This is a genomic window from Pseudorhodobacter turbinis (genome assembly GCF_005234135.1).
GTDB lineage: Bacteria > Pseudomonadota > Alphaproteobacteria > Rhodobacterales > Rhodobacteraceae > Pseudorhodobacter > Pseudorhodobacter turbinis.
On sequence record NZ_CP039964.1, the window covers coordinates 539,729 to 562,115 of the forward strand.

Annotated in this window: 21 protein-coding genes; 13 read left to right on the top strand and 8 right to left on the bottom strand. The window is 56.1% G+C overall.

Features of this window, described 5'->3' with window-relative positions; genetic code table 11:
* Positions 1–23 precede the first annotated feature (23 nt).
* Complete coding sequence (locus EOK75_RS02485) at positions 24–701, top strand: glutathione S-transferase family protein (protein WP_137192425.1); 678 nt, start codon at positions 24–26, stop codon at positions 699–701.
* Positions 702–771: 70 nt separating this feature from the next.
* Here the strand turns inward: EOK75_RS02485 and EOK75_RS02490 are convergent, their stop codons facing one another.
* Positions 772–1,230, bottom strand: a complete 459-nt coding sequence (locus EOK75_RS02490; RefSeq protein ID WP_137192426.1) for a hypothetical protein — start codon at positions 1,228–1,230, stop codon at positions 772–774.
* 85 nt (positions 1,231–1,315) lie between these two features.
* Positions 1,316–1,882, bottom strand: a complete 567-nt coding sequence (locus EOK75_RS02495) for a carboxymuconolactone decarboxylase family protein (RefSeq protein ID WP_137192427.1) — start codon at positions 1,880–1,882, stop codon at positions 1,316–1,318.
* Positions 1,883–1,983: 101 nt separating this feature from the next.
* On the opposite strand from EOK75_RS02495, the gene EOK75_RS02500 reads away from it, so the two are divergent.
* The 4 genes from EOK75_RS02500 to EOK75_RS02515 all read left to right on the top strand — a co-directional run bounded on the left by EOK75_RS02500 (position 1,984) and on the right by EOK75_RS02515 (position 5,434).
* A complete protein-coding gene (locus EOK75_RS02500; RefSeq protein ID WP_137192428.1) occupies positions 1,984–2,556 on the top strand; it encodes a TetR/AcrR family transcriptional regulator in 573 nt (190 codons plus the stop codon).
* 331 nt (positions 2,557–2,887) lie between these two features.
* Complete coding sequence (locus EOK75_RS02505) at positions 2,888–3,949, top strand: methionine ABC transporter ATP-binding protein (RefSeq protein ID WP_137192429.1); 1,062 nt, start codon at positions 2,888–2,890, stop codon at positions 3,947–3,949.
* A complete protein-coding gene (locus tag EOK75_RS02510) occupies positions 3,939–4,613 on the top strand; it encodes a methionine ABC transporter permease (RefSeq protein WP_137192430.1) in 675 nt (224 codons plus the stop codon). The genes EOK75_RS02505 and EOK75_RS02510 overlap by 11 nt, the downstream gene beginning before the upstream one ends.
* 44 nt (positions 4,614–4,657) lie before the next feature.
* A complete protein-coding gene (locus EOK75_RS02515; RefSeq protein WP_137192431.1) occupies positions 4,658–5,434 on the top strand; it encodes a MetQ/NlpA family ABC transporter substrate-binding protein in 777 nt (258 codons plus the stop codon).
* A gap of 246 nt (positions 5,435–5,680) precedes the next feature.
* Here the strand turns inward: EOK75_RS02515 and hsdR are convergent, their stop codons facing one another.
* The 3 genes from hsdR to EOK75_RS02530 form a co-directional block, all read right to left on the bottom strand.
* A complete protein-coding gene (hsdR, locus tag EOK75_RS02520; RefSeq protein ID WP_205965471.1) occupies positions 5,681–9,028 on the bottom strand; it encodes a type I restriction-modification system endonuclease in 3,348 nt (1,115 codons plus the stop codon).
* Between the two features lie 269 nt (positions 9,029–9,297).
* A complete protein-coding gene (locus tag EOK75_RS02525) occupies positions 9,298–10,590 on the bottom strand; it encodes a DNA-primase RepB domain-containing protein (protein ID WP_137192432.1) in 1,293 nt (430 codons plus the stop codon).
* A gap of 186 nt (positions 10,591–10,776) precedes the next feature.
* Entirely contained in the window at positions 10,777–11,919 is a 1,143-nt protein-coding gene (locus EOK75_RS02530; RefSeq protein WP_137192433.1) for a site-specific integrase, read from the bottom strand.
* A gap of 282 nt (positions 11,920–12,201) precedes the next feature.
* Between EOK75_RS02530 and dusA the strand changes: the two genes are divergently transcribed.
* Together dusA and EOK75_RS02540 are read left to right on the top strand one after the other, a co-directional pair.
* Positions 12,202–13,224, top strand: a complete 1,023-nt coding sequence (gene dusA / locus EOK75_RS02535) for a tRNA dihydrouridine(20/20a) synthase DusA (protein WP_420821915.1) — start codon at positions 12,202–12,204, stop codon at positions 13,222–13,224.
* Positions 13,225–13,297: 73 nt separating this feature from the next.
* Positions 13,298–14,116 carry a sulfite exporter TauE/SafE family protein gene (locus EOK75_RS02540; RefSeq protein ID WP_137192435.1) on the top strand — a complete coding sequence of 273 codons (819 nt, stop codon included), beginning with the start codon at positions 13,298–13,300 and terminating at the stop codon, positions 14,114–14,116.
* Here EOK75_RS02540 and EOK75_RS02545 read toward each other — a convergent pair.
* Genes EOK75_RS02545 through ccmI form a run of 3 tightly spaced genes read right to left on the bottom strand, consistent with a single transcriptional unit; the run spans position 14,113 to position 16,042 of the window.
* Positions 14,113–14,346, bottom strand: coding sequence for a DUF1289 domain-containing protein (locus tag EOK75_RS02545; protein ID WP_137192436.1), 234 nt, complete (start codon positions 14,344–14,346; stop codon positions 14,113–14,115). The two genes, EOK75_RS02540 and EOK75_RS02545, sit on opposite strands and share 4 nt — an antisense overlap.
* On the bottom strand, positions 14,343–14,825 hold the full coding sequence (gene ruvX / locus EOK75_RS02550) for a Holliday junction resolvase RuvX (RefSeq protein WP_137192437.1): 483 nt from the start codon (positions 14,823–14,825) through the stop codon (positions 14,343–14,345). Before ruvX ends, EOK75_RS02545 begins: the two co-directional genes overlap by 4 nt.
* Entirely contained in the window at positions 14,822–16,042 is a 1,221-nt protein-coding gene (gene ccmI, locus EOK75_RS02555; protein ID WP_137192438.1) for a c-type cytochrome biogenesis protein CcmI, read from the bottom strand. The genes ruvX and ccmI overlap by 4 nt, the downstream gene beginning before the upstream one ends.
* A gap of 210 nt (positions 16,043–16,252) precedes the next feature.
* Between ccmI and EOK75_RS02560 the strand changes: the two genes are divergently transcribed.
* The 6 genes from EOK75_RS02560 to EOK75_RS02585 all read left to right on the top strand — a co-directional run bounded on the left by EOK75_RS02560 (position 16,253) and on the right by EOK75_RS02585 (position 22,357).
* On the top strand, positions 16,253–17,500 hold the full coding sequence (locus EOK75_RS02560) for a sarcosine oxidase subunit beta family protein (protein WP_137192439.1): 1,248 nt from the start codon (positions 16,253–16,255) through the stop codon (positions 17,498–17,500).
* Entirely contained in the window at positions 17,500–17,856 is a 357-nt protein-coding gene (locus EOK75_RS02565; RefSeq protein WP_137192440.1) for a hypothetical protein, read from the top strand. Before EOK75_RS02560 ends, EOK75_RS02565 begins: the two co-directional genes overlap by 1 nt.
* A gap of 3 nt (positions 17,857–17,859) precedes the next feature.
* Complete coding sequence (locus EOK75_RS02570) at positions 17,860–18,183, top strand: sarcosine oxidase subunit delta (protein WP_137192441.1); 324 nt, start codon at positions 17,860–17,862, stop codon at positions 18,181–18,183.
* Positions 18,180–21,125 (top strand): sarcosine oxidase subunit alpha family protein, encoded by a 2,946-nt coding sequence (locus EOK75_RS02575; RefSeq protein ID WP_137192442.1) that lies wholly within the window; start codon positions 18,180–18,182, stop codon positions 21,123–21,125. The genes EOK75_RS02570 and EOK75_RS02575 overlap by 4 nt, the downstream gene beginning before the upstream one ends.
* Complete coding sequence (locus EOK75_RS02580) at positions 21,118–21,663, top strand: sarcosine oxidase subunit gamma (RefSeq protein WP_137192443.1); 546 nt, start codon at positions 21,118–21,120, stop codon at positions 21,661–21,663. The genes EOK75_RS02575 and EOK75_RS02580 overlap by 8 nt, the downstream gene beginning before the upstream one ends.
* Before the next feature lie 91 nt (positions 21,664–21,754).
* Positions 21,755–22,357 carry a superoxide dismutase gene (locus EOK75_RS02585; RefSeq protein ID WP_137192444.1) on the top strand — a complete coding sequence of 201 codons (603 nt, stop codon included), beginning with the start codon at positions 21,755–21,757 and terminating at the stop codon, positions 22,355–22,357.
* Positions 22,358–22,387 lie beyond the last annotated feature (30 nt).

Here is a 22,387-nt window from a genome sequence, read left to right on the forward strand (position 1 = left end):
CTCGCGCCTAATAGGACATTTGAATGTTGAAATTCTACTATCATCCAACGCCAAACCCGCTGAAAATCGCGTTGTTTCTGGCCGAGACCGATTTGCCCTTTGAGCTGGTCGCTGTCGACACGGCCGCCGGTAAACAGCACACGCCAGAGTTCAGGGCGATCAACCCGAACGGCAAGGTGCCTGCGATTGATGACGACGGCACGCTTGTGTTCGACAGCACGGCAATCCTGCTTTATCTGGCGGAAAAGACCGGCAAGCTGGGCGGCACCCCTGAATATCGCGGTGCCATGCTGTCTTGGATGTTGTTTATTGCCTCGGGTCTTGGGCCGTTTTCGGGGCAATGCGTTCACTTCCATCACAGCGCCCCTGAAGACCTCCCTTATGCGAAAAACCGCTTTATGCGTGAGGCAGAGCGTCACTATCAGGTGCTCAATGACCATCTGAAGGGCCGCGAATTTATGGTGGGGGACAGCTATTCCATTGCCGATATTTCTGCTTGGGGCTGGGCCATTCGCGGTGATCGCGTGTTGGGCGGCGAAGGCCTTGCGCGTTTCCCCGAGGTTGCGCGCTGGTTCAAGGCGATCAACGCACGCCCTGCCGTTGAAAAGGCACTGCAGATCGGCAAGGGAGAGACCTTTAAAACGCCGGGTGACGAAGCCTCGCTGCGTGCATTGTTCCCCAGCAACTACGCCCAATCCTGAAACTATCCCGCCCCGAGATGATATTCTCGGGGCGGGATATTCGTGGGTCTTTGCGTATCCAAAGGCACGTTTAGGTGGCGGTGGCGGCTTGCCGGTTTTGCAACAGCAACACCACATATCCAATCAGCGTGGCCATGCCGACATGCCCAATGAACGAAGACTGGGTGTAGGCGCCAAATCCCATCATGAATGTGCGTCCAACCAATGGGGCCAATATGCCCTGCGCAACGAACCAAAGCACGAAACCTGCGATCGCGCCCGATAGAACAAGCTTGGTCCGCGACACCAGATGTGTCAGCCATACGAACCCCGCAAACCCGAAGATGCCGATTGTAAAATGCAGTATGAAGCCGGCCCAATAGGGCAGGGTGACACCAAATCCGATTTTGGTCAGGGCGACAACTAGGTTTGCAGGCGCAAGGGCCACACCGAACAGCAGCGGCGAGATCAGCCAGGCGTAAAGCTCAAAGGCAATTTCGCCCGCAAGCCCGGCGATAGCCAGGTTTCTGAGGGTAGGATAGGTCAGCATGTCGGTTTTTTTCCTAATGTCTCTTGGCACAAGCCAGAAGTATCCGCTGCGCCGCGGGGAACCCCACGGCGCAGGTCTGTCAATCTTACACCTTCAAGGGCGTATCGCTGCGCTGCCACGCCAGCGGCTTGAACACTTCATCCACCGGTGTTTGGGCAACGTGGTTGATGTAGTTCGACATGGTTTTCTGGGCGAGGCCGAGGATCACATCCAGAACGGCGCGGTGGCTATAGCCCGCATCGAAAAAGGCTTGCATCTGTTCGTCCGATACATTCCCGCGCTCGCGGACCATTTGGATGGTGAACACCCGCAACGCCTCCAGCTTGGGGCTTGGCAGCGGTGTTTCATTGCGCAATGCGGTCGTGATGTCGTCAGACACTTTCATCATCTTGGCAATGCCGGTGTGGGCCGGCACACAGTAATGGCAGGCATGCTCAACATTGATCGACTGCCAGACAACAGTTAGTTCGTCTGCGTCGAAATCGGTCTCGGTGAACAATTTATGAAGGATCTGGTACCCCTGATAGGCCTGCGGGCTTTCCGCCAGAACCTGATGCAGACCGGGCAAACGGCCAAAGGCTTTTTGCGATTCCGCCAGCAGCGGCTTGGAGGCTTCGGGGGCGGTATCTTGATCGTGGGATGGAAAATTCATTTGGATCAACCTTGTTTTTATTAACACTAGATGCAATTTAGGCTTTATTGAATGATCACTCAAGTATATAATTGAGCAATCATTCAACATTTGGTGATCAGATGGCACGCAAACCGAACTACGACCGTAACGAACTAATTGATCGCGCCCGTGACCTTTTCTGGCGTCGTGGTTGGGCGGGAACGTCTTTGAAGGATCTGGAAGCGACCTTGCAGTTGAACCCGGGCAGTTTTTACGCGGCCTTTGGATCAAAAGAGGCGCTGTTCGAGCTTGCGATGAACAAATATGCGGCAGACGGTGCCGAGAGGCTCAAGAATCTTGTGCAGAAATACGGGCCAATTCAAGCACTCCAACGTTTTCCCGAAATGGCAATCGCGAATGTCGGGGCCCCCGCCAAGGCCTGCATGCTATCCAAGACGCTTTTGGAGCTTCACGCGCATAATCACCCGTTGGCGCGCAAAGCGAATGAGCATCTTTTGAGGATGGAAGTGCAATTCGCAGAGCTGTTCCGACAGGCACAATCGGCCGGAGAGATTGGCAGCGCTTACGATCCCAAAGCACTGGCCCGCCGCTATCAGTCCGACCTTTTGGGGCTGCGCGTATCGGCCGAGCGGGACGGGGTCGACGCCCAAGCCATCGCACAGGAAATCGCAGATAGTTTACTCCGCCTTTAAGGGCGCGCCGGCTTTTGGGTCAGGTTTCGTGCCACGCCCAAATCCCTATCGACATGTAGCAAGCTTTGCTTGTGTGTGATCGGTTCGAGGTGGGGCAGATATGTAGTCTATTCGCCCTGCCCAAAAGAATTTTTGCCCGACGTTTGCAATGTCTGATAAACTGTGGCCCCGCAGATCGGGAAGGGTCGTGACACCGTTCCCCGAAACGCCTGTGTTTTGTCGCCACTGGACTTGCACCACCGGGGCTTAGGCGAATGGCCGCTTGCATTTCTGGGGCTAAATCTATTTACCCGCCCCTGAAATAAGCTCTTATCGGCCGGATCGTATTGTGATGTCAGACCAAAAAATCCAAGGGGCCTCTATCGTTTTTCAGGCGGTGGGGAAGGCCTTTGTTGAACCGGGCGGGGGCGTGGTCTCTGCTGTTGATGATGCCTCTCTGACGGTTGAGGCAGGCGCGATTACAGGCATCATTGGCCGTTCGGGTGCGGGCAAATCCACGATGCTGCGGATGGTGAACGGGCTTGAACGGCCGACGACAGGGAAAATTCTGGTCGGCGGGCAGGATGTTGGCGCGGCCCATGGGGCGGCGTTGCGGGCCATCCGGCGTGACGTTGGCATGATCTTCCAGCATTTCAACCTTTTGGCCTCTCGTACGGTTGCGGGTAATATCGCCCTGCCGCTAGAGGTTGCTGGCGTTCCATCCGCAACAATCAAGGCGCGCGTGGCGGATCTGGTCCACCGCGTCGGCCTTGACGCCCAAAGCGACCGCTATCCGGCAGAGCTGTCGGGTGGTCAGAAACAGCGCGTCGGCATTGCGCGGGCGTTGGCAACGGAACCCAAGGTGCTGCTGTCGGATGAGGCAACTTCTGCCCTTGACCCCGAAACGACGCAAACTGTGCTTGAGCTGTTGAAAGATATCAATCGCGATCTTGGGCTTACCATTCTTTTGATTACCCATGAGATGGCCGTGGTGCGCGACATCGCCAGCCATATGGCCGTGATCGAGGGCGGCAAAATTGTTGAGGCCGGCAAAACCTATGATGTGTTTGCCGCACCGAAGCACCCGACGACGCGGTCCTTTCTGTCCGGTGTGACCGGTGTCACCCTTCCGGCCTTTATCGCAGGCCGGATGCAAGATACCCGCCCGCAGGGCGCTAGCGAAGAGGTGGTCCGTGTGACCTTTGCGGGCAAACATGCGACCGACCCGATGCTTGCGCTTTTGACCCGTGATCTGGGCATTGCCGTCAACATCCTTGCCGGCGCGATTGAGGAAATCGGCACAGAGCCCTTTGGCAATCTGTTGATCTCCTTCGATGCGGATAAAGGGGAACAGGCACGGGCCTATCTGGAACGGCACGGACTTTTGACGGAGGTGCTTGGCTATGTCGGCTAATGTGATCAACCTGTTGCTCGATGCAACCTGGCAGACGCTTTATATGGTTGCCGTCTCGACCATTTTAGGCACGATTTTGGGCCTGCCTCTGGGGGTGTTTCTGGCGATCTCCCAACGTGGGGAGCTGTTGTCGCAGCCTTGGGTGAATAAGGTGCTGGGGCTTGTGGTCAATGCGACGCGCTCTGTGCCGTTTATCATCCTTGTCGTGGCGATTATCCCGTTTACGCGCATGATTGCGGGCACCTCTATCGGGACCACGGCCGCGATTGTACCCTTGACGATTGCCGCCGTGCCCTTCATCGCCCGCCTGATTGAAAACGCTATTCGAGAGGTTGATAGCGGTCTGATCGAGGCGGCGCGCGCCATGGGGGCCACGCCGTTGCAGATCATCCGCAAGGTGCTGATCCCCGAAGCGCTTCCCTCTATCACCCTTGGCCTCACCCTCGCTGTGGTCAGCCTGATCGGTTATTCCGCGATGGTTGGCGCGGTCGGCGGGGAGGGGCTTGGCGACCTTGGCATCCGCTATGGCTACCAGCGGTTTATGCCCGAGGTCATGGGCGTGGTGGTTGTCATCCTTGTCGTTCTTGTCCAGCTCGTGCAATCCATAGGTGAATGGATCGCGGCGAAGGTAGACAAACGTGCACCCAAGGGCCGCGGGCAATAAGCCTCAACGCGTTCCTTTCCCTATCGTTTATCAGGAGTAACATTATGCTGCGTCTTACCACCCTCACATCCGTTCTTGCGCTTGCGGCAACCGCCCTTATGGCCGAACAAATCAAGGTCGGTGTCTCCCCCGGCGAGCATGCCGAAATCATGGATGAAGTGGTGAAAATTGCCGCGCCAATGGGGCTGGATATCGATGTGGTCGAGTTTTCCGACTATGTGATCCCGAACACCGCGCTGGCCGATGGCGACATTCAGGCCAATTCCTTCCAGCATGTGCCCTATCTGGAAAACCAGATGAAGGACCGCGGCTTTGAACTGGTTGTTGTTGGCAACACGATCACTGCGCCTATGGGCATCTATTCCGACAAGATTGATGATCTTGCCAAGCTGGAAGACGGCGCAAAGGTGGCAATTCCCAACGATCCGACCAATGGCGGCCGCGCGCTTTTGCTGTTGCAAGATCTTGGGCTGCTGACCTTGACCGAGGGCACGGGTCTGGTGCCCAGCCCGCTTGATATTGCGGATAACGCCAAGGGCCTCAAGTTTCTTGAACTTGACGCAGCCCAGTTGCCGCGCACATTGGCGGATGCGGATATCGCGATTATCAACACCAACTATGCGATCGCCTCCGGTCTCAACCCGAAAAACGATTCCATCGCGATGGAAAAATCCGACAACCCCTATGTGAATGTCATTGTGGTGCGCAAAGGGGATGAAAATCTGCCGTGGGTCAAAACCCTCGTCGAGGCCTATCATTCCGATGAGATCAAAACGTTTATTAACGAAGCCTATGAGGGCTCTGTGATCACGTCCTGGTAAAAGAACCTAGACCTGCCGGGCTATTTGCCTGAATGGATATGGCCCGTCCCTAGATTTCAGGGGCGGACCATTTGCTTCTGGCCCTTGTCGGCTTTGATTTGTGGTGTGGCCGCCGCCCACGGTGGTAGCTCCATGTGCCATTATGGTGCGTGCTGGGGCCATCACATGAAAAATGGACAGCCATGGCCGCAGTTCCTATAATCGGTGTCGGCTTCCATAGCTTTGCGACGATATCTTGTGTGGCGCTCATGCTGCGGGCTCCCATGTATTGTTTCTGATTTCTTCAAGGATCGCGTCGAGCTCCCCTTTGAAGATTTTGTCAAAGCGCTTGTAGCCGCCGTGTTGCGCGAAGGGCGGATCGTCGAAGGCTTTGCGGTCGATGACGACTTGGCTCTTCATCTCATCTCCGATCTTAGAAAGCCAGCGTTGCTGAACGTCATCAAGATCATGGGACGATAAAACCTTGCGAATGGCGGCGTCGACCCGCGTGCTGTAGGGGACCAGCGCATCGCCCAAGGCGGCCTGACGGATCAAACCAATAATCGAGGCAGCAATATCTTCGTTGGTTTTGTCACGCCAAGCGGTTCTCAGGGCGCTTTCGGTGAAATGCCGCGCATCCAGCGCCATCCGCAGATCCTTGAGGCTTTCACGGGTCAGATCACGCGGTCTGGTCAGCACGAGGTTCAGGGCATCAATGCGGTTGGCATTTTCCCGGATGAATTCTTGAAAGGCATCGATGAAGTCGGCGGGCTTGACGCCGTCGCCGTAGCCTCGGCTGACGCTGACTACTTCATCTTGGCCCGTGTAGATCGGGATGATTGGTGGTGCACCGCGATCCCCTTTGAAATCAAAGAAGGCCCCGAGACCAGGGCGTTCTTTCGTCCATATGCTTACAGCCGGTGTTTCGGTGGTCCTGAACCGTTTCAGGGTTTCTTCGGGCGTCTCTCCCGCCTGCGCGGTGTATTGTTGCCTGATGTCGTCATTCATCTTCCTCACTTTGCGAGAGAGTTTGACGGTGATCTGGTCAAGGATTTCATCTTGGTGGGTGGAGTCTTCTGCGTTTTCAAACCCGTCGAAAAGGGTTTCGAAAGTCACTGTAGGATTGACCACCACCGGGCGCATTTCTGTCATGGCTTGAAGGTTGGGGTACAAATCGACTGCATCGTAGATCTGGAAAGCGTCTTTTCCGATTTCGTCGCACTTGCGCGTCGCCCGGCCGATCATTTGGTCATACAAAATCCGTGAATTGACGCGACGCAGGAAGACAAGGTTTTTGATGGCAGGCACATCGATGCCAGTTGTCAGAAGATCTACGGTGACAGCGATCCGCGGATCGCGCTCGTTTTTGTATTTCAAGATCATCTTATTCGGCTTGTCGATGGAGCCAGTCACTTTCTGGATCATGTCATCGCAGATATCGAGGCCTTCGTCGCGATAGGCCTGGCGGAGGCAAGCAACGATTTCATCAGCGTGATCGTCAGAGGCTGCGAATACAAGCGTTTTGCCCGCATCTGGGGAGGTAATATCAACTCGCCGTGCAATTTCTTCGGAAACGACTTTGTTGAACGTCGGGGTCCGGATTTTTCGATTAAAATGCTCGACTCGGAAATCCATCTGATCGGGCAATGTCGCGGTGTCGATTTCGCCTGTCTTGGGATCCAAAATATCGATCGTATCGCCTGCCTCCAAGGTAATTCCGGCTTTGCTCAGGGCCGTCTTTATCAGGTGGGGGGGATCATGATCGACCAGCCAACCGTCGACGACGGCTTCGCGGTAACTGTAACGATAGATAGGTTCACCAAAGATTTCTGCAGTGTGAAGGGCGGGGGTTGCGGTTAGGCCGATCTTTACAGCGTCAAAGTATTCGACGACGCGGCGATACTTTGAGACGTAATCGTTTTGATCTCTGAAAGTGGTTTCAGCCGCACTCATTTCGCGATCCAGCAGGTATCCCCGATGGCATTCATCGATCAGGATAAGATCATACTGATCGATTGGTGGTCTGTTCCTGGGCTCTTTCTCCAAGACGCGTTTTACAAGACTTTGGACGGTACAGATATCGATTTTAGCATCACGGTCTGTGCTGTGATCGTCGAGGCCCCGCAAACCGAATATCTCCGCAAATGTTTTTGCCCCGACCATCCGTGTCGTCTCGAATGCGCTTTCCGCTTGTTCGCCCAATGCACTTCGATCGACGATGAAACAAACCCGCAAGAATCTCTTCGCTTCCAGCAAGCGATAGATCATAGCGATGGCAAGCTTGGTTTTTCCGGTACCAGTCGCCATGGCGACAAGCATCTCGCGTCGTTCCTTCGCCAACCCTTCCTCTACGGCTTTAATTGCTGCGATCTGATAGGGGCGCAATTCAAACCCGAAATTGAAAGGCTGGTCCGCGAGTTTGGCCTCAGCTGCCTCGCGGTCAACCTCCAATCGCTCTGAAAGTCCTTCTGGGGTAAACCATCCTTCGAGTGCACGGGCCGCATTTTTTGCGACGCGGGTATCTCGAAACCATATCCCGCTTTGGGTTTCCAAAGCCGGATAGTAACTTCGCCCATTGGATGCGAAAATGAATGGAGCTTTGTGCTCGCCCCAAGGGCCGCCGGCGAATTTGAAACTTTCGGCTGGTTGGATGTCATGGGAATATCGTGTGGCTTGAACGTCAAGCGCTGACATTACGTTCTTCCGCTTTCTCTTAGCCTCGATAAGCCCAACCAGTGTGAGACCAACAAATAGCGCGTAATCGGCTGGGCCAGACGCTGTAGGCCATTCAGCAATAGCAATGTTCCTATTCCGCTCAGGTCTGGTGCCCGCTGCATACCTCAGCTCACCGCTGTCTGCCTCCCAGCCTGCCTGGCGAAGCTGTTCGTCGACGAGAAGTCTGGTGTCAGCTTCATCAAAATCCATATCCTTCGCCGAAGCAAAGGCTGCCTTGATGAAGGTTTGCGCGGACCCTGAAGGTCGTTTTTCACGCCCAATATTCTCCGCCTCAAGAGCAAGCTCTGCATAAATAGCTCTTTCTTCTTCGGCCAGGACGGCGCGCTGCTCTGCGTCAAGAGCTGCAGACTTGGCGTTTTGGGCAAATTCGGCTTGCTCAGAGGCTGCCAGAGACTGTTTATGTAGTTGCTGTCTCAGGTCCTCAACTTGTTGGCGTAGGTCCTCTGTGTCGTCTGCCGAAAGACTTGGCGGTATAAAGGGTATCGTCAACCCAGGTTTGTTCGTGACGGACGCTCGCAGCCAAACACCGAGACGGTGACACAGCTTGATGGCTTCAAAGGCAAGACGTCGCTCACCCGAATGCCCGTGTACAGCTGCATTGCCTTCAATTCGCAAGTGATGCAGCACGTCGAGTATTTCGCTTGGTAAAAGGTCGTCTCGGCGAATTTTTCGAAGTGTGTCAGCGAATGTGTCACCGTCCTCTTGCATAGCGCCTGCGTTTTCGGCCACGAAATAGGTCATTCGCTCTGCAAACTGTCTGGTCTTGATCAGCGCTGTATTGGCGTCATCAACAAAGTACCGTTCGGCATGTGAGGCCAGAACCGATAACGGACGATCAATTTCCATTAAATGACTGAAATTTTGGCTCTCAAAATCCACGGATGTGTCCAAATGCTAAATACAACTGATAGCAGAATTCTCCATATTTCAAAGGTTTGCAACCGTCAGAGCTTGCATCGATTTAATCGGAAGCTGAGTAGTCATAACAAAATACGATCATTCATCGTGTCTGCGTGTTTTTCAGACGTGTCCGGTCCGGGCTGGATTTATTAGTGTAGGTGGCATTGTGCCCTGGAGACAGGCTCCAGGACTTGGCCTGCGGCGGGGCTTATGCCCTTGTAGCGGGCACGCACCTGTCCGGCGCAGGGTTACTGTGATGGACTTATTTTATGGTGCCCTTGCTCATACCATTTCGAGCGTGATATCCCAGCCAATTGCCATGGTTTGCCCCGCGATGCTGAGTTTATTGCAAGCCATTCCTCTCGTGAGCATGCGCCTTGATCTCGTCGACGGTTTCTTTCACGGCCTGCCTTGCGCCGAGCCCGCTCCGTCTCAGAAAACGTTTGCTCGAGGCTGAGTTCGCAAGCCAGTGAATCCGAGATATTCAACAACTCCGCTACCTTGGCACCTGAGTAGTGCAAGCGACCGTCGAGGCCAGGGTCCGATGAGCATGACTCTTGCGCCTTCGTTTCAGCGCTTTTTATGATTCCAGAAATTTCGCGGCCTGATAGATCGAGGACGGCCACGGCCGCGATACGACGAACATGAGTTTCAATTTCAGACGCGGGTCCAGTGTGAGTGAGGCAAGTTGCGAGGAGGTGAAGAAAGGTGTTCCGGTGACCCAAGGGCACACGTCCACCCCAATGAACGACAATTTTATCCAGATCACGCGCGATCATGGTAAAGCGAGCCTTTGGTGTGAGACCGCGTCGATTTTCCTGTGTGGTTGCGACTGTACCTTTCTTCTTTAGTTGCCTTATTTCCTTTAACTTACGGCGTGTTGGTCGCCCAGATGCGATAAAGATGCAGTCTGAAAGAACATCAAATTTATATCGGCGAAGCGTTCCATCCATTGTCCGGACTTCCGTTCCAGACTTGAGATTGATGGTTCCGGGAACCCGAAACACTCTCGCGCAATCGCTGCAGGCGCTGTCCGCGCCCATGTGTCGGAACAGCTTTATAAGGGCTTGCATCGTAGCGCTCCATCTGGAACGTGCCTTTGCTGGAAGTGGTTCCAGCAGCCAGATTGCGGCAAGTCCGCGTCCTGTTGAAATTAATACCGAGGGTTGAGGTAAATTCTTTGCTCTCAAATCAGAGGCAAAGCTGCCGGCCCAATGGTCCGGTAATTGATTACTTCCTGGCAGTGTATGGACATCCAAATCAAGGTATAGAGCATTGAATTGGGCTAACCGGCTACTGGTTCGTGGACCATTAAAACGGTTCAAACTAACGTAGGTGCTTTCATCAAGTAGAGCGTCGACAATGACCGGAGCAGTGTCCACAGAATAGGTCTTTGTTATGGTCTCGTTGCGACTTCTAATTAGGACAAATGAAACTTTTCCCACCCCGTCGGTTGGGTGAAGTAGGCGAATATAGTCCGCGGCTGTCAGATCGGCGGCGGCTGGAGCATTGTCATGTTGATTGGTGGATAAGTGTTTCATCCCCGGGAATTGGTTCCGAACGTACTACTTCGGAAACGGAATGGTCAGCAAACTTTGGTGGGGTGTTAATTCCCGGTCAAAAAGGTATAAAATTCCCAATACCTGAAATTATCTGACTATGGTCCCCGCGCATCGCAATGAATGACCCCCACCCAATAAATGGATGGAGGTCTTAATTTTTGACAATTAGAGTGGCGCAAATAGTATGGGCCACCACTTCCAGCCTTCGTATTTGTCGCCTTCCTGTTCAATATGAATGTAACGGCTGAGGCTTCCATCCGGTGAATGGCCAGTATATTTCAGAATTTTGTCACGACTGCCGCCTCCAATGCCGATCTCGAAAAAACGCGAAATTGCGTCGTGACGCAAATCATGAAAGTGCAAGTCGATGATTCCCAAGATCTTGCAGGCTTCAGTGAATAGGCGACTGATGGTGTCCGAGTGGAAAGGGAAAATGCGCTCGTCAGATCGCGGCATAGACGCGATGATTTTCATCCCCTCTTCTGTGATCCAAGTCTCCACATCATTGCCGACTGTTTCGCGAGGATGTTTCATGTTGCGAAGGGTGAGCCGCGCCTTATTGATATTAAAATCAGCCCAGGGGACCAAAGATAGCGCCTTCTGGCGGTGAGCCAAAGCAATGGCCGCTCCAATCACTTTGTGCATCGGGATGCGACGATTATCGGCTCGATAGTTGTCGTAGAAGTAAGCCATCAACTTATCCATTTCATCGAGTGTCGGTCGACGGTTTCTCTTCGCTGAACGCGCGACTAAGCCTTGATGACTGAGGGAACGGCTCGCCGTTTCGAAGTCACCGATCGACATCGTAATGCTACTAATTGGACCGCCGTAAAGAACGACAGCGCGCAGAGTGGCCATATATGAATTGACTGTCTGCGGCAGACGTGGCTTCAGCGCGTAATGCTCTGGGCTGTCTTTTCTGGGGTCAGCTGGTGGAGCTTGCACTCCGATGAGCAGGTCTTTTGCCAAGCTGAAAAAGGTGTGGGCGTCAGTATCCTCAACAGAAATTTTCCCGAAATCAAGGCGCTGAAGATATGCAAGATTAGCAGATTTCGTCTTTCCAAATGTGTTGGGAGATGCATCACAATAGTCAGCTATAACATCGGACCAAGTTTTCCGTTTCCTCAAATGTATTATTTTATCGACAGCACCTTTGGTTTTTAGCTCACTTTCACGTTTTTTGACCCAACGTTTTGCTGATTGCTCACTCATGAAGGTTTCAGTCATTGTTAGGATAACTTTACCCTTTTTCTTCTTTCTGATGATAGCAGTATAGCTCTGCGAACCGTCTTTTTTCTCGCGCTTCATGATGGTTCCCATCGGAATTCCCTCTCAAATGTATGTTTCGGTATTCGGGAAATCGGCTCAGAACTCGGTGCGCGGTTGAATCTATGTTTATGGTTCGATATCTCAACATCGAAGCATTGGCGGATCCATTTCGCGACGCGTGCAAAGGCCGTTTCCATGATGGAAAACGGCCCGGTGGACCGCGGGCGCGGCGGTGTAACATTTCAAGCTCAGTGCAACAATTTGTTGCACTGAGGGCAAAAATAGGGGCAAACGCACCCCAAATCGAAGAAAACGGAAAAGGTGACTGAGTTGGGAAAGCCAATAAAACAAGGGGATTCGGATGTAGCGCGCGCTGCACGCCTGTCCGTTGCACCCATGATGGATTGGACGGATCAGCATTGCCGGTACTTTCACCGCCTGATGACCCGGAATGCGATGCTCTATACTGAGATGGTGACAGCGCCAGCGGTGATACATGGGCCTCGGGAACGGCTTTTGGGGTATGGCGGGGATGAGCATCCTGTTGCCTTGCAGCTTGGCGGATCGGACCCGCAGGAACTGGCACAGGCGGTGCGCTTGGCGAGGCCTTACGGTTATGACGAGGTGAACCTCAATGTGGGCTGCCCGTCGGACCGCGTGCAATCGGGGTGTTTTGGTGCGGTGCTCATGGAACGTCCGCAACTGGTGGCCGATTGCGTCAGGGCGATGCAGGCAGAGACGGATGTGCCCGTGACAGTGAAATGCCGGATTGGTGTGGATGACCAAGACCCTGCAACGGTCTTGCCTGCATTTTTGGAAACAGTTGCGGGCGCAGGGGTATCCCATTTTATCATCCATGCGCGCAAGGCATGGCTCAAGGGGTTGTCGCCCAAGGAAAACCGCGAGGTTCCGCCTTTGGATTACCCGCTGGTGGTGCGAATGAAAGAAGAATTCCCCGAACTTACGGTCTGCATCAATGGCGGGGTTGCCTCGCTTGATCTGGCGCGGGATTTGCTGGGGCAGGGGCTTGACGGGGTGATGATCGGGCGGGCGGCCTATCATGATCCGGCTTCGGTTTTGATCGGGGCGGATGCGCTTTGGGGGGATGGTCCCGGTCCGGATGCATTTGAGGTGGCAGCGGTGATGCGCCCCTATATCGCGGATCATCTGGCTGCCGGTCGGCGTTTACATCAAATCACACGACATATGTTGGGGCTGTTTCACGGGCGGCCCGGCGCGCGGGCATGGCGACGTGTCTTGTCTGAAGGGGCCAGCCGTGAGGGGGCGGGGCTGGATGTGTTCAATGCGGCCCTTGCCGAGGTGGAAAACCAAATCTTGCAATAATCGCGCGGGCCACTGGTGTTGCCGACAGCGCGGGGCTATTCATTGCAAAACTTTGTCAAAAAGGCCGTATGATATGCCCGATCTTGCAACGCTTTTGCCGATGTTGGCCCTGCTGATGGCGATTGGCGCCTTTGCCGGTGTGATTGCCGGGTTGTTGGGCGTGGGGGGCGGGATTGTTCTGGTGCCTGCGTTCTTTTACGCCTTCAGCCATCTGGGCTATGACGGGCCGGAACTGATGCGAGTGTGCCTTGCGACATCGCTGGCGACGATCATCGTGACCTCGGCCCGCTCGGTTATGGCGCATAACAAGAAGGGCGCGGTGGAATGGGATGTGCTGCGCCGCTGGTGGCCGTTTATCGGGACTGGCGCGGTGTTGGGGATGCTGGTGGTGTCTTCGCTGCGATCCACCACTTTGCAGATCATCTTTGGCGTGTTGGCGCTGGGGGCGGGGCTTTATATGGCGCTTGGCAAGTCGCATTGGCGCTTGGGGCAAACCATGCCTGTGGGGGCAAAACGTGCGGGTGTCGGTGCCGCGGTCGGGTTTTTCTCGGTGTTGATGGGGATCGGGGGCGGGTCTTTTGGCGTGCCTTTGATGACGCTTTACAACATTACGATCCACCGGGCAGTGGCCACGGCGGCGGGCTTTGGCATCATCATTGCCGTGCCTTCGGTGGTGGGGTTCTTGTTTGTCCATATCGACAATGCACCGCCCTTTAGCGTGGGGGCGGTGAACCTGCCGGCCTTTGGCGTGGTGATCGCGATGACCTTGCTAACTGCGCCCATCGGGGCAGGGCTGGCGCATAAGATGGACCCCGCACCGCTGAAACGGGTGTTTGCGGTGTTTATCACCTTGGTTGCGCTGAATATGTTGCGCAAGGTGATGATGGGTTAACGCGATTTAAGGCGCGCGCTGCGCCCGCCGCGGCGTATGGCCAGTAGTTTTGCGCGTTCGGGCAAGGCCGCCATAACCTCGCGGCGCGCCTCGGGGGTCATTTTGGACCAAGCGCCAATTTCATCCATGCTGCGATAACAGCCAACGCAAATCCGTGCCTCAGGTTGGATGACGCACAGCTTTACACAGGGGCTTTCGATTTCGTCGCGCGTCCAGATTTCATCTGTCATACCTGCCCCCGCTTGATATGCGCCAGCCGGTCCAGCGCGCCTTGCAAGATATAGCCGGCGGCGACGTGATCAATCAGCTCTTTGCGACGTTTGCGCGACATATCCGCCTCGATCATCGCGCGTTCGGCGGCGACGGTGGACAGGCGTTCATCCCAATAGACCAAGGGCAGCGGGCACAGCCGCGCAAGGTTGCGGGCAAAGGCACGGGTGGCCTGCACGCGCGGCCCCTCAGAGCCGTCCATATTGCGCGGCAGGCCAAGGACCAGCCCCACCACCTCACGCGCCTCTAGCAGTTTGATAAGCGCATCGGCATCGACGGTGAATTTCACCCGCCGGATGGTCAGCACAGGGGTTGCCACGCCGCGCATCCGGTCCGATATCGCCACGCCGATGGTCTTGTCACCAAAATCAAGCCCCGCGAGCGCGCCCATTGGCGGCAGCAGCGGTGCCAGATCCTCCATCAACTCGAACTGGCTCATGGGGTGATGCCCGCATCAAGTGCCGCCTCATTGATAAAGCCAAGTTCAGCAGTGCGGCCGGCAAAATTCACCTTGGCCTCGGCCCAGATCGCGCGGGCACGATCGACCTCCCCTAAGGTGGCAAGCGCGCCGATCAGCCGCGCCCATTCCTGTGCGGTACCGCCATCGGTGGCCAAGCGGTCGTTCAGCCCCTCCACCATAGAGCGGATCATCGCTTGCCGGTCTTCGGGGCTTAGATCCTCGGCGGCGGCGATATCGGCGGCACTGGGGCCGGGTGCCTCGGGGGGCAGGCTATAGCGGGCACCGGCGGCCTGGGCGAGGCTTTCGATACGGGCGCGCACCTCTGGTCGCCAAGGGCTGTCGGGGGCGGCGTTTTCAAGCACTTCTTTCCAATAGAGAAAGGCCACATCATAGCGCCCGACCTGCATATTCGCGATGCCGCTGAAAAACAGTGCGGTGTCATTTTTTGGCTCAATCGCAAGGACGCGTTGCAAAATCCTGTCCGCTTCGGGGGAGACTTGCCCATCAGTTGCTTGCACCATCAACGTCGCCTGCGTCAGCATGTCGCCAACCGTGGCATCGGCGCCCTTCAGCGCGATAACCCGTTCCTGCGCCTTATAGGCGGCGGTCAGATTACCAAGATTTGCCTCATTGCGGGCAAGCAGGGTCTGGCCTTGCAGATCATCAGGGCGGGCGGCCACGGCTTCGCGCAGACGTTCCACCAAGACCTTGAATTCAGGGTCAATCGCGTCCAGCAGAGGGCGTGGCGGCAGCGCCGCCTCCATCGCGGCTTGGTCGGGGCGGTTGGCGCGGCGTTCCTCGGCCATGGCGATGCGGGTTTTCAGGGGAAGATCACCATATCCGGGCTGCCCCAAATAGGCATAGCCGCCAAAGCCTGCGGCAAGCACCAAGGCGATCACTATCACCACTGGAACCGAGGCAGGCCCGCTACGCATCACATCACGGTTAGCCTCAACCCGATCTGCGGCCAGCAAGCGGCGGGCCACCTCAGAGCGCAGACGCTTGGCTTCATCAGGCGCGACCACACCGCGGGCGGCATCGCGTTCAATCTCGGCCAGCTGGTCGCGGTAGACCTGCTGATCAAAGCTGCTTGAATCCGCCGCAGTGCGTTCCGGCCGACGCAAGGCCCGGATCAGGATTACCGCCACCACCAGTGCAATCGCACCTGCCGCTGCCCAAAAGATACTATCCGCCACGTGCCACCTGCCTCTTTTTCCGTCAGTTCCCCATGTACTGCCTCTGGGCCAAAGGCAAAAGCCTTAAACACCTTTGTGATTGGGACTTCTGGCCGCAGGTAATTGCACAGATGTCGCAAATATATCCATTGTGCCGCTATTGGTTGCGGATATATCTGTGGTCCATAGGAAAAACACCCGTGAAAACCCGTCATTAAGGGAGCGCTGCGCATGAAACGCTATTCCGTATTCGCAATCGCACGAGAGGCGCTTCGCCATCATACAGGCTGGGAAAGGGCGTGGGCGTCACCCGCGCCTAAGGCATCATATGATGCGATCATCATCGGGGCAGGCGGCCACGGCCTTGCAACGGCTTATTATCTGGGGAAAAATCACGGCATCACCAAAGTTGCAGTGATTGAAAAGGGCTGGCTGGGCGGCGGCAATACGGGGCGCAACACCACGATCATCCGCTCCAACTACCTGCAAGACCCTTCTGCCGCGATCTATGAAAAGGCCCGCTCTCTTTATGAGACGATGAGCCAGGACCTGAATTACAACGTCATGTTTTCCCCGCGCGGGCTGGTCATGCTGGCCCAAACCCAAAGCGAGGTGCGCGGCTATTTGCGCACGGCCCATGCCAACGCCCTGCAAGGGGTGGAAACACAATACATCGGCCCCGAAAAGGTGAAGGAGCTGATGCCCATCATCAACATCAACGGGCCACGCTATCCGGTTCTAGGCGGGCTTTGGCAAAAGCGCGGTGGTACGGCGCGCCATGATGCGGTGGCTTGGGGCTATGCGCGGGCCTGTTCGGCGATGGGGATGGATATCATCCAGCAATGTGAGGTGACGGGCGTGCGCACCGATGCCGGGAACGTCGTCGGGGTAGAGACCACCAAGGGCTATATCGGGACCAAGAAACTGGGCATGGTGGTTGCGGGCCATTCCGGCCAACTGGCACAAATGGCAGGCTTTCGTTTGCCGATCGAGGCGGTCGCCCTGCAAGCATTGGTATCAGAGCCGATAAAGCCCTGCATGGATGTGGTGGTCATGGCCAACACCGTCCACGGCTATATGTCGCAATCGGACAAGGGCGAGATGGTAATCGGCGGCGGCACGGACGGGTTCAATAACTACACCCAGCGCGGATCTTTCCACCATATCGAGGAAACACTACGCGCCTTGGTTGAGACCTTCCCGATGATCTCGCGGCTAAAAATGCTGCGGCAATGGGGCGGGATTGTGGATATGACGGGCGATCGCTCTCCGCTGATTTCCAAAACACCGCTTGGCAACTGCTTTGTCAACTGCGGCTGGGGGACGGGCGGCTTCAAGGCGATCCCCGGTTCCGGCTGGGCGATGGCCGAACTGATGGCCAAAGGAGAGCCGGGACCACTAGCCGAGGCCTTCACCATGAACCGTTTCAAAGAGGGGCGGTTTATCGACGAAAGCGTGGCTGCGGGGGTGGCGCACTAATGGCGTATACTGAATCTGCCTTTCCTGTTTGGGTCGTGAAAAACCCTATTCTGGCTGCGTGCATCATTCTTACAACTGGCACTTTTGGCGGGGCTGTTACAGCCTTCGCCGTTCCCGGCATGAACTTGTTCGAACGCTTTGGTGCGTTGACGACGATGCTTGGGGTCTTTGTATTCGGATCGCTCGCCAGCGAACTTTTAGTCCGAGCTCAAGGGGCATTCGCAATGGGAAATGATCTTGAGCCGGCCGGTACGTTTAAGTTTGGTCTGACACGAAAAGCGCTGAACTGGCAGACGGCCGTAATTGCTATCGGCACTCTCCAATGGGGCTTTGGCTCCCTGATTATTGCGAGGTAGATAATGCTAACCCTTCAATGCCCCTATTGCGGCGTGATGGCCGATGAAACCGAACTGGCGCCCGGCCATGAGGCGCATCTGACACGCTTCTCTGTCGGCTCCACCGATGAGGAATTCGAAGGCTATCTCTTTGCCCGCAAGAACCCCAAGGGCGTGCATTTCGAACGTTGGCGCCATGCCTATGGCTGTGGCAAGTGGTTTCTGGCCGCACGCGATACCAACACGCTAGAGGTGTTCGGCACCTACCCCGCGCAATGCACCGAACCGCCCGCCGAACTGGTCGCCAAAATCAAACAAAAACGACCCGACTGGGAGGGCTACAAATGAGCACCCGTCTTGCCAAAGGCGGTCGTTTGATCGACCGTTCGACCCGCGCCGAATTTATGTTCAACGGCAAGCGCCTTTCTGGCCATCAGGGCGATACGCTGGCCTCGGCACTGCTGGCAAATGACCAGATGCTGGTGGGACGCTCGTTCAAATATCACCGCCCGCGCGGCATCATGGCCGCAGGCCCCGAAGAGCCGAACGCGCTTGTGAACCTTGGCCATGGCGACCGCGTGGAACCCAACCAGCGCAGCACCACGACCGAGCTTTTCGCGGGCCTTATTGCGCACAGCCAGAACCACTGGCCCAGCCTTGAATATGATGTGGGCGTTGTGAACAGCTATGTCTCGCGGTTCTTGCCTGCGGGGTTTTACTACAAGACCTTCATGCAGCCGCGCGCGGCGTGGAAACATCTGTTTGAACCCATCATCCGCCAATCTGCAGGCTTGGGGCCTGCGCCCAAAAGCCCCGATCCTGACCGTTATGAATATGTTTACGGCTTTTGCGATCTGCTAATCATCGGCGGCGGTATTGCCGGCCTGCAAGCGGCGCTGACGGCGGGGCAGGCCGGTAAACGCGTGATGTTGATCGAGCAAAACCCGCATTGGGGTGGCCGCGCTGTTGTCGATGGCGATGTGGTTGAGGAAGAACCCGCCGAGGACTGGGTGAAATCCGCGATTGACGCGTTGGCGACGATGAAAAACGTGACGCTGCGGACGCGCTGCATGGGCGCGGGCGTTTATGACCACGGCTATGTGCTGGCGAATGAGCGTGTTGCCGATCACACGCCCGGTGACGGGCGCCCCAAACAGCGGCTTTGGCGCATTCGGGCGGGGCATATCATCACCGCGACGGGCGCAATTGAACGCCCGCTGTCTTTTGCGGGCAATGATATTCCGGGCGTGATGCTGGCAGGGGCGCTGCGCGATTATCTGGTGAACTACGGTGTCTCTGCGGGCGATCGGACGGTGATCGTTACCAATAACGACGATGCCTATATCACCGCGATTGCGCTGGCAGAGGCCGGGCTTGCCGTGCCTGCCATCCTCGATGCGCGCCCCGAGGTGACAGGCGGCTTGCCCGCGCGTGCCCGCGCTTTGGGTATCCGCATAGAGGCTGGCCGCGCCATCGCCCGCGTCAAGGGCGGCAAGCGTGTGACCGGCGTGCAGGTGTGCTTGCAGGTCGGAGAGGGTGCCGTGCTGGAAGATATCGCCTGCGATGCGGTTGCGATGTCAGGCGGCTGGTCGCCGGTGGTGCACCTGTGGTCGCATTGCGGCGGCAAGCTGACATGGTCGGATCATATCTCGGCCTTTATCCCCGATGCCACGCGCCCTCCGATTACCTATGATGGATCTGCGATGGTCTCGGTGGTCGGGGCCGCTGCCGGAATTTACCGCACGCAAGATATCATAACTTCGGCGGGGGCGGTGGAAAATACGCCGCCGGTACCGCCGGTTTGGGTCATGCCGCAGGGTGCGCCTATCGCGCTGCGATCTAAAATGTGGTTGGATTATCAGAATGACGTTAAAGTTTCCGACGTGCAATTGGCCGCGCGCGAGGGCTATGAGAGCGTTGAACACACCAAAAGATATACCACCTTGGGGATGGCAACAGATCAAGGAAAGTTAAGTAATATAAATGGCTTGGGTGTTCTTTCTGATGCTTTGGGTGAAGAGGTCCCTCGCGTTGGCACCACGACTTTCAGGCCGCCCTATACGCCCGTGACCATCGGCGCACTGACAGGTGAGGCGCGGGGTGATTTATTCCAACCTTTGCGCCGCACGCCGATGCACGCTTGGCATGAGGCAAACGGCGTTTACTGGGAACCCGTGGGCCATTGGCGCAGGCCTTATTGCTATCCGCGCAATGGTGAAACCCACGCGCAGGCGGTCCATCGCGAGGTGATGAACACGCGCGAAAATCTGGGGCTGCTGGATGCGTCGACCCTTGGCAAGATCATCGTCAAAGGGCCGGATGCGGGGCGGTTCCTCGATATGATGTACACCAATATGATGTCGACGTTGCCGATTGGAAAATGCCGCTATGGCCTGATGTGCGATGAGCAAGGGTTCTTGTTGGATGACGGTGTGGTTGCGCGGATCGATGAGGAAACCTGGCTGTGCCACACCACCAGCGGCGGCGCCGACCGGATCCACGGCTGGATGGAAGATTGGCTGCAATGTGAGTGGTGGGACTGGAAGGTCTATACCGCCAATGTGACCGAGCAATATGCCCAGGTCGCCGTTGTTGGCCCCAATGCGCGCAAGCTGTTGGAAAAGCTGGGCGGGATGGATGTCTCCAAAGAGGCGCTGCCCTTTATGCAATGGGCGGATGGCACGCTTGGCGGCTTTGCGGTGCGGGTCTACCGGATCAGTTTCTCGGGGGAGCTGTCCTATGAGATCGCGATTCCGGCCAGCCACGGCGCGGCCTTCTGGGAGATGCTGCACAAACAGGGGGCCGAGTTCGGCGCCATGGCTTATGGCACCGAATGCCTGCATATCATGCGGGCCGAAAAGGGCTTTATCATGATCGGGGATGAAACCGACGGCACAGTGACGCCGCTGGATCTGGGCCTGTCCTGGGCGGTTTCCAAGAAGAAGACCGATTTTCTGGGCAAACGTGGGATGGCGCGATCGCATCTGGCCGATCCGGATCGCTGGAAGCTGGTAGGGCTGGAAACGCTTGATGGATCTGTGATACCGGATGGGGCTTATGCGGTGGTTGACGGGGTGAATGCCAATGGGCAAAGAAACGTAGAAGGTCGTGTAACATCAACATATTATAGCCCGACCTTAAAGCGCGGTATCGCCATGGGGTTGATCAAACACGGACCAGACCGAATGGGTGAGGTTGTCACCTTCAATAAAGTCGACGGCGGCACCATCGCGGCCAAGATTGTTGATGCGGTGTTCTTTGACAAAGCAGGGGAGAAAGGCAATGCATGATCCGGTCAGCGCCTTGGGCGGTCAAACATTTGAAGGCTTTGCAAATATCCGGGAGATCGGCCCGCTGGGCACGATCAGCCTGCGCTGCAATCTGGCCGAGAAACCCTTGGCTGCAGCGCTAAAAAAGCTGGGGCTGACGGTTCCGGCACCACGGCGGATTGTGCAAAAGAACGGGCGCTCTGTTGGGTGGATGTCTCCGGATGAATTGCTGGTGGTCTTGCCTTACGGGGATGTGAGATCTGCATTAGAAACGTTGCGTAACGCTTTGTCTAAAATTCATTTTATGGCAGAGGACGTCTCTGACGCCCGTGCGGTTTTTCGGATAGAAGGGGAAAAGGCAGATCAAGTCTTGGCCAAGCTTTGCCCCGTTGATCTGGCCACGCTAGAGACCGGAGAGTTGCGGCGCACCCGTGCAGCACAGGTCGCGGCGGCGCTTTGGGTCGAAGATGGTGGGTATACTTTGGTCAGCTTTCGCTCGGTTGCTGGGTATGTGATGGGGCTGTTGTTACATTCCGCAACCAAGGGCGCAGAGATTTAGGCCCGCCGTTATTTATTGCGCTGACCCTTGACCTTTGGAACCCGAAGGCTCTTATTCGGGTTAACAGATGCAACCTCTGAAAGGAAACGCTATGTCTTTTACTCTTCCCGATCTTCCATATGCCCATGATGCGCTGGCTTCGGCCGGTATGTCCAAGGAAACATTGGAATATCATCACGACCTGCACCACAAGGCCTATGTCGATAACGGCAACAAGCTGATCGCCGGAACCCAGTGGGAAGGCAAGTCTGTCGAAGATATTATTGTCGGGACTTATCAGGCGGGCTCTACCGCGCAGAACGGGATTTTCAATAACGCAAGCCAGCATTGGAACCACGCCCAGTTTTGGGAAATGATGGGGCCGGGCAAAGTGGCCATGCCGGGCGAGCTGGAAAAAGCACTGGTTGAAAGCTTTGGCTCGGTGCAGAAATTCAAGGATGAGTTCGCGGCTGCGGGCGCGGGCCAGTTCGGCTCTGGCTGGGCATGGCTGGTGAAGGCCAAGGATGGCAGCCTTAAGGTGACCAAGACCGAAAACGGCGTGAACCCGCTGTGCTTTGGTCAGACCGCTTTGTTGGGTTGCGATGTGTGGGAGCATTCCTATTACATCGACTTCCGCAACAAGCGCCCTGCCTATCTGACCAACTTCCTTGACAATCTGGTCAACTGGGAAAATGTAGCTTCGCGTCTGAAGTAACCCGTTTGACGGTATTATATTGGCCTGCCG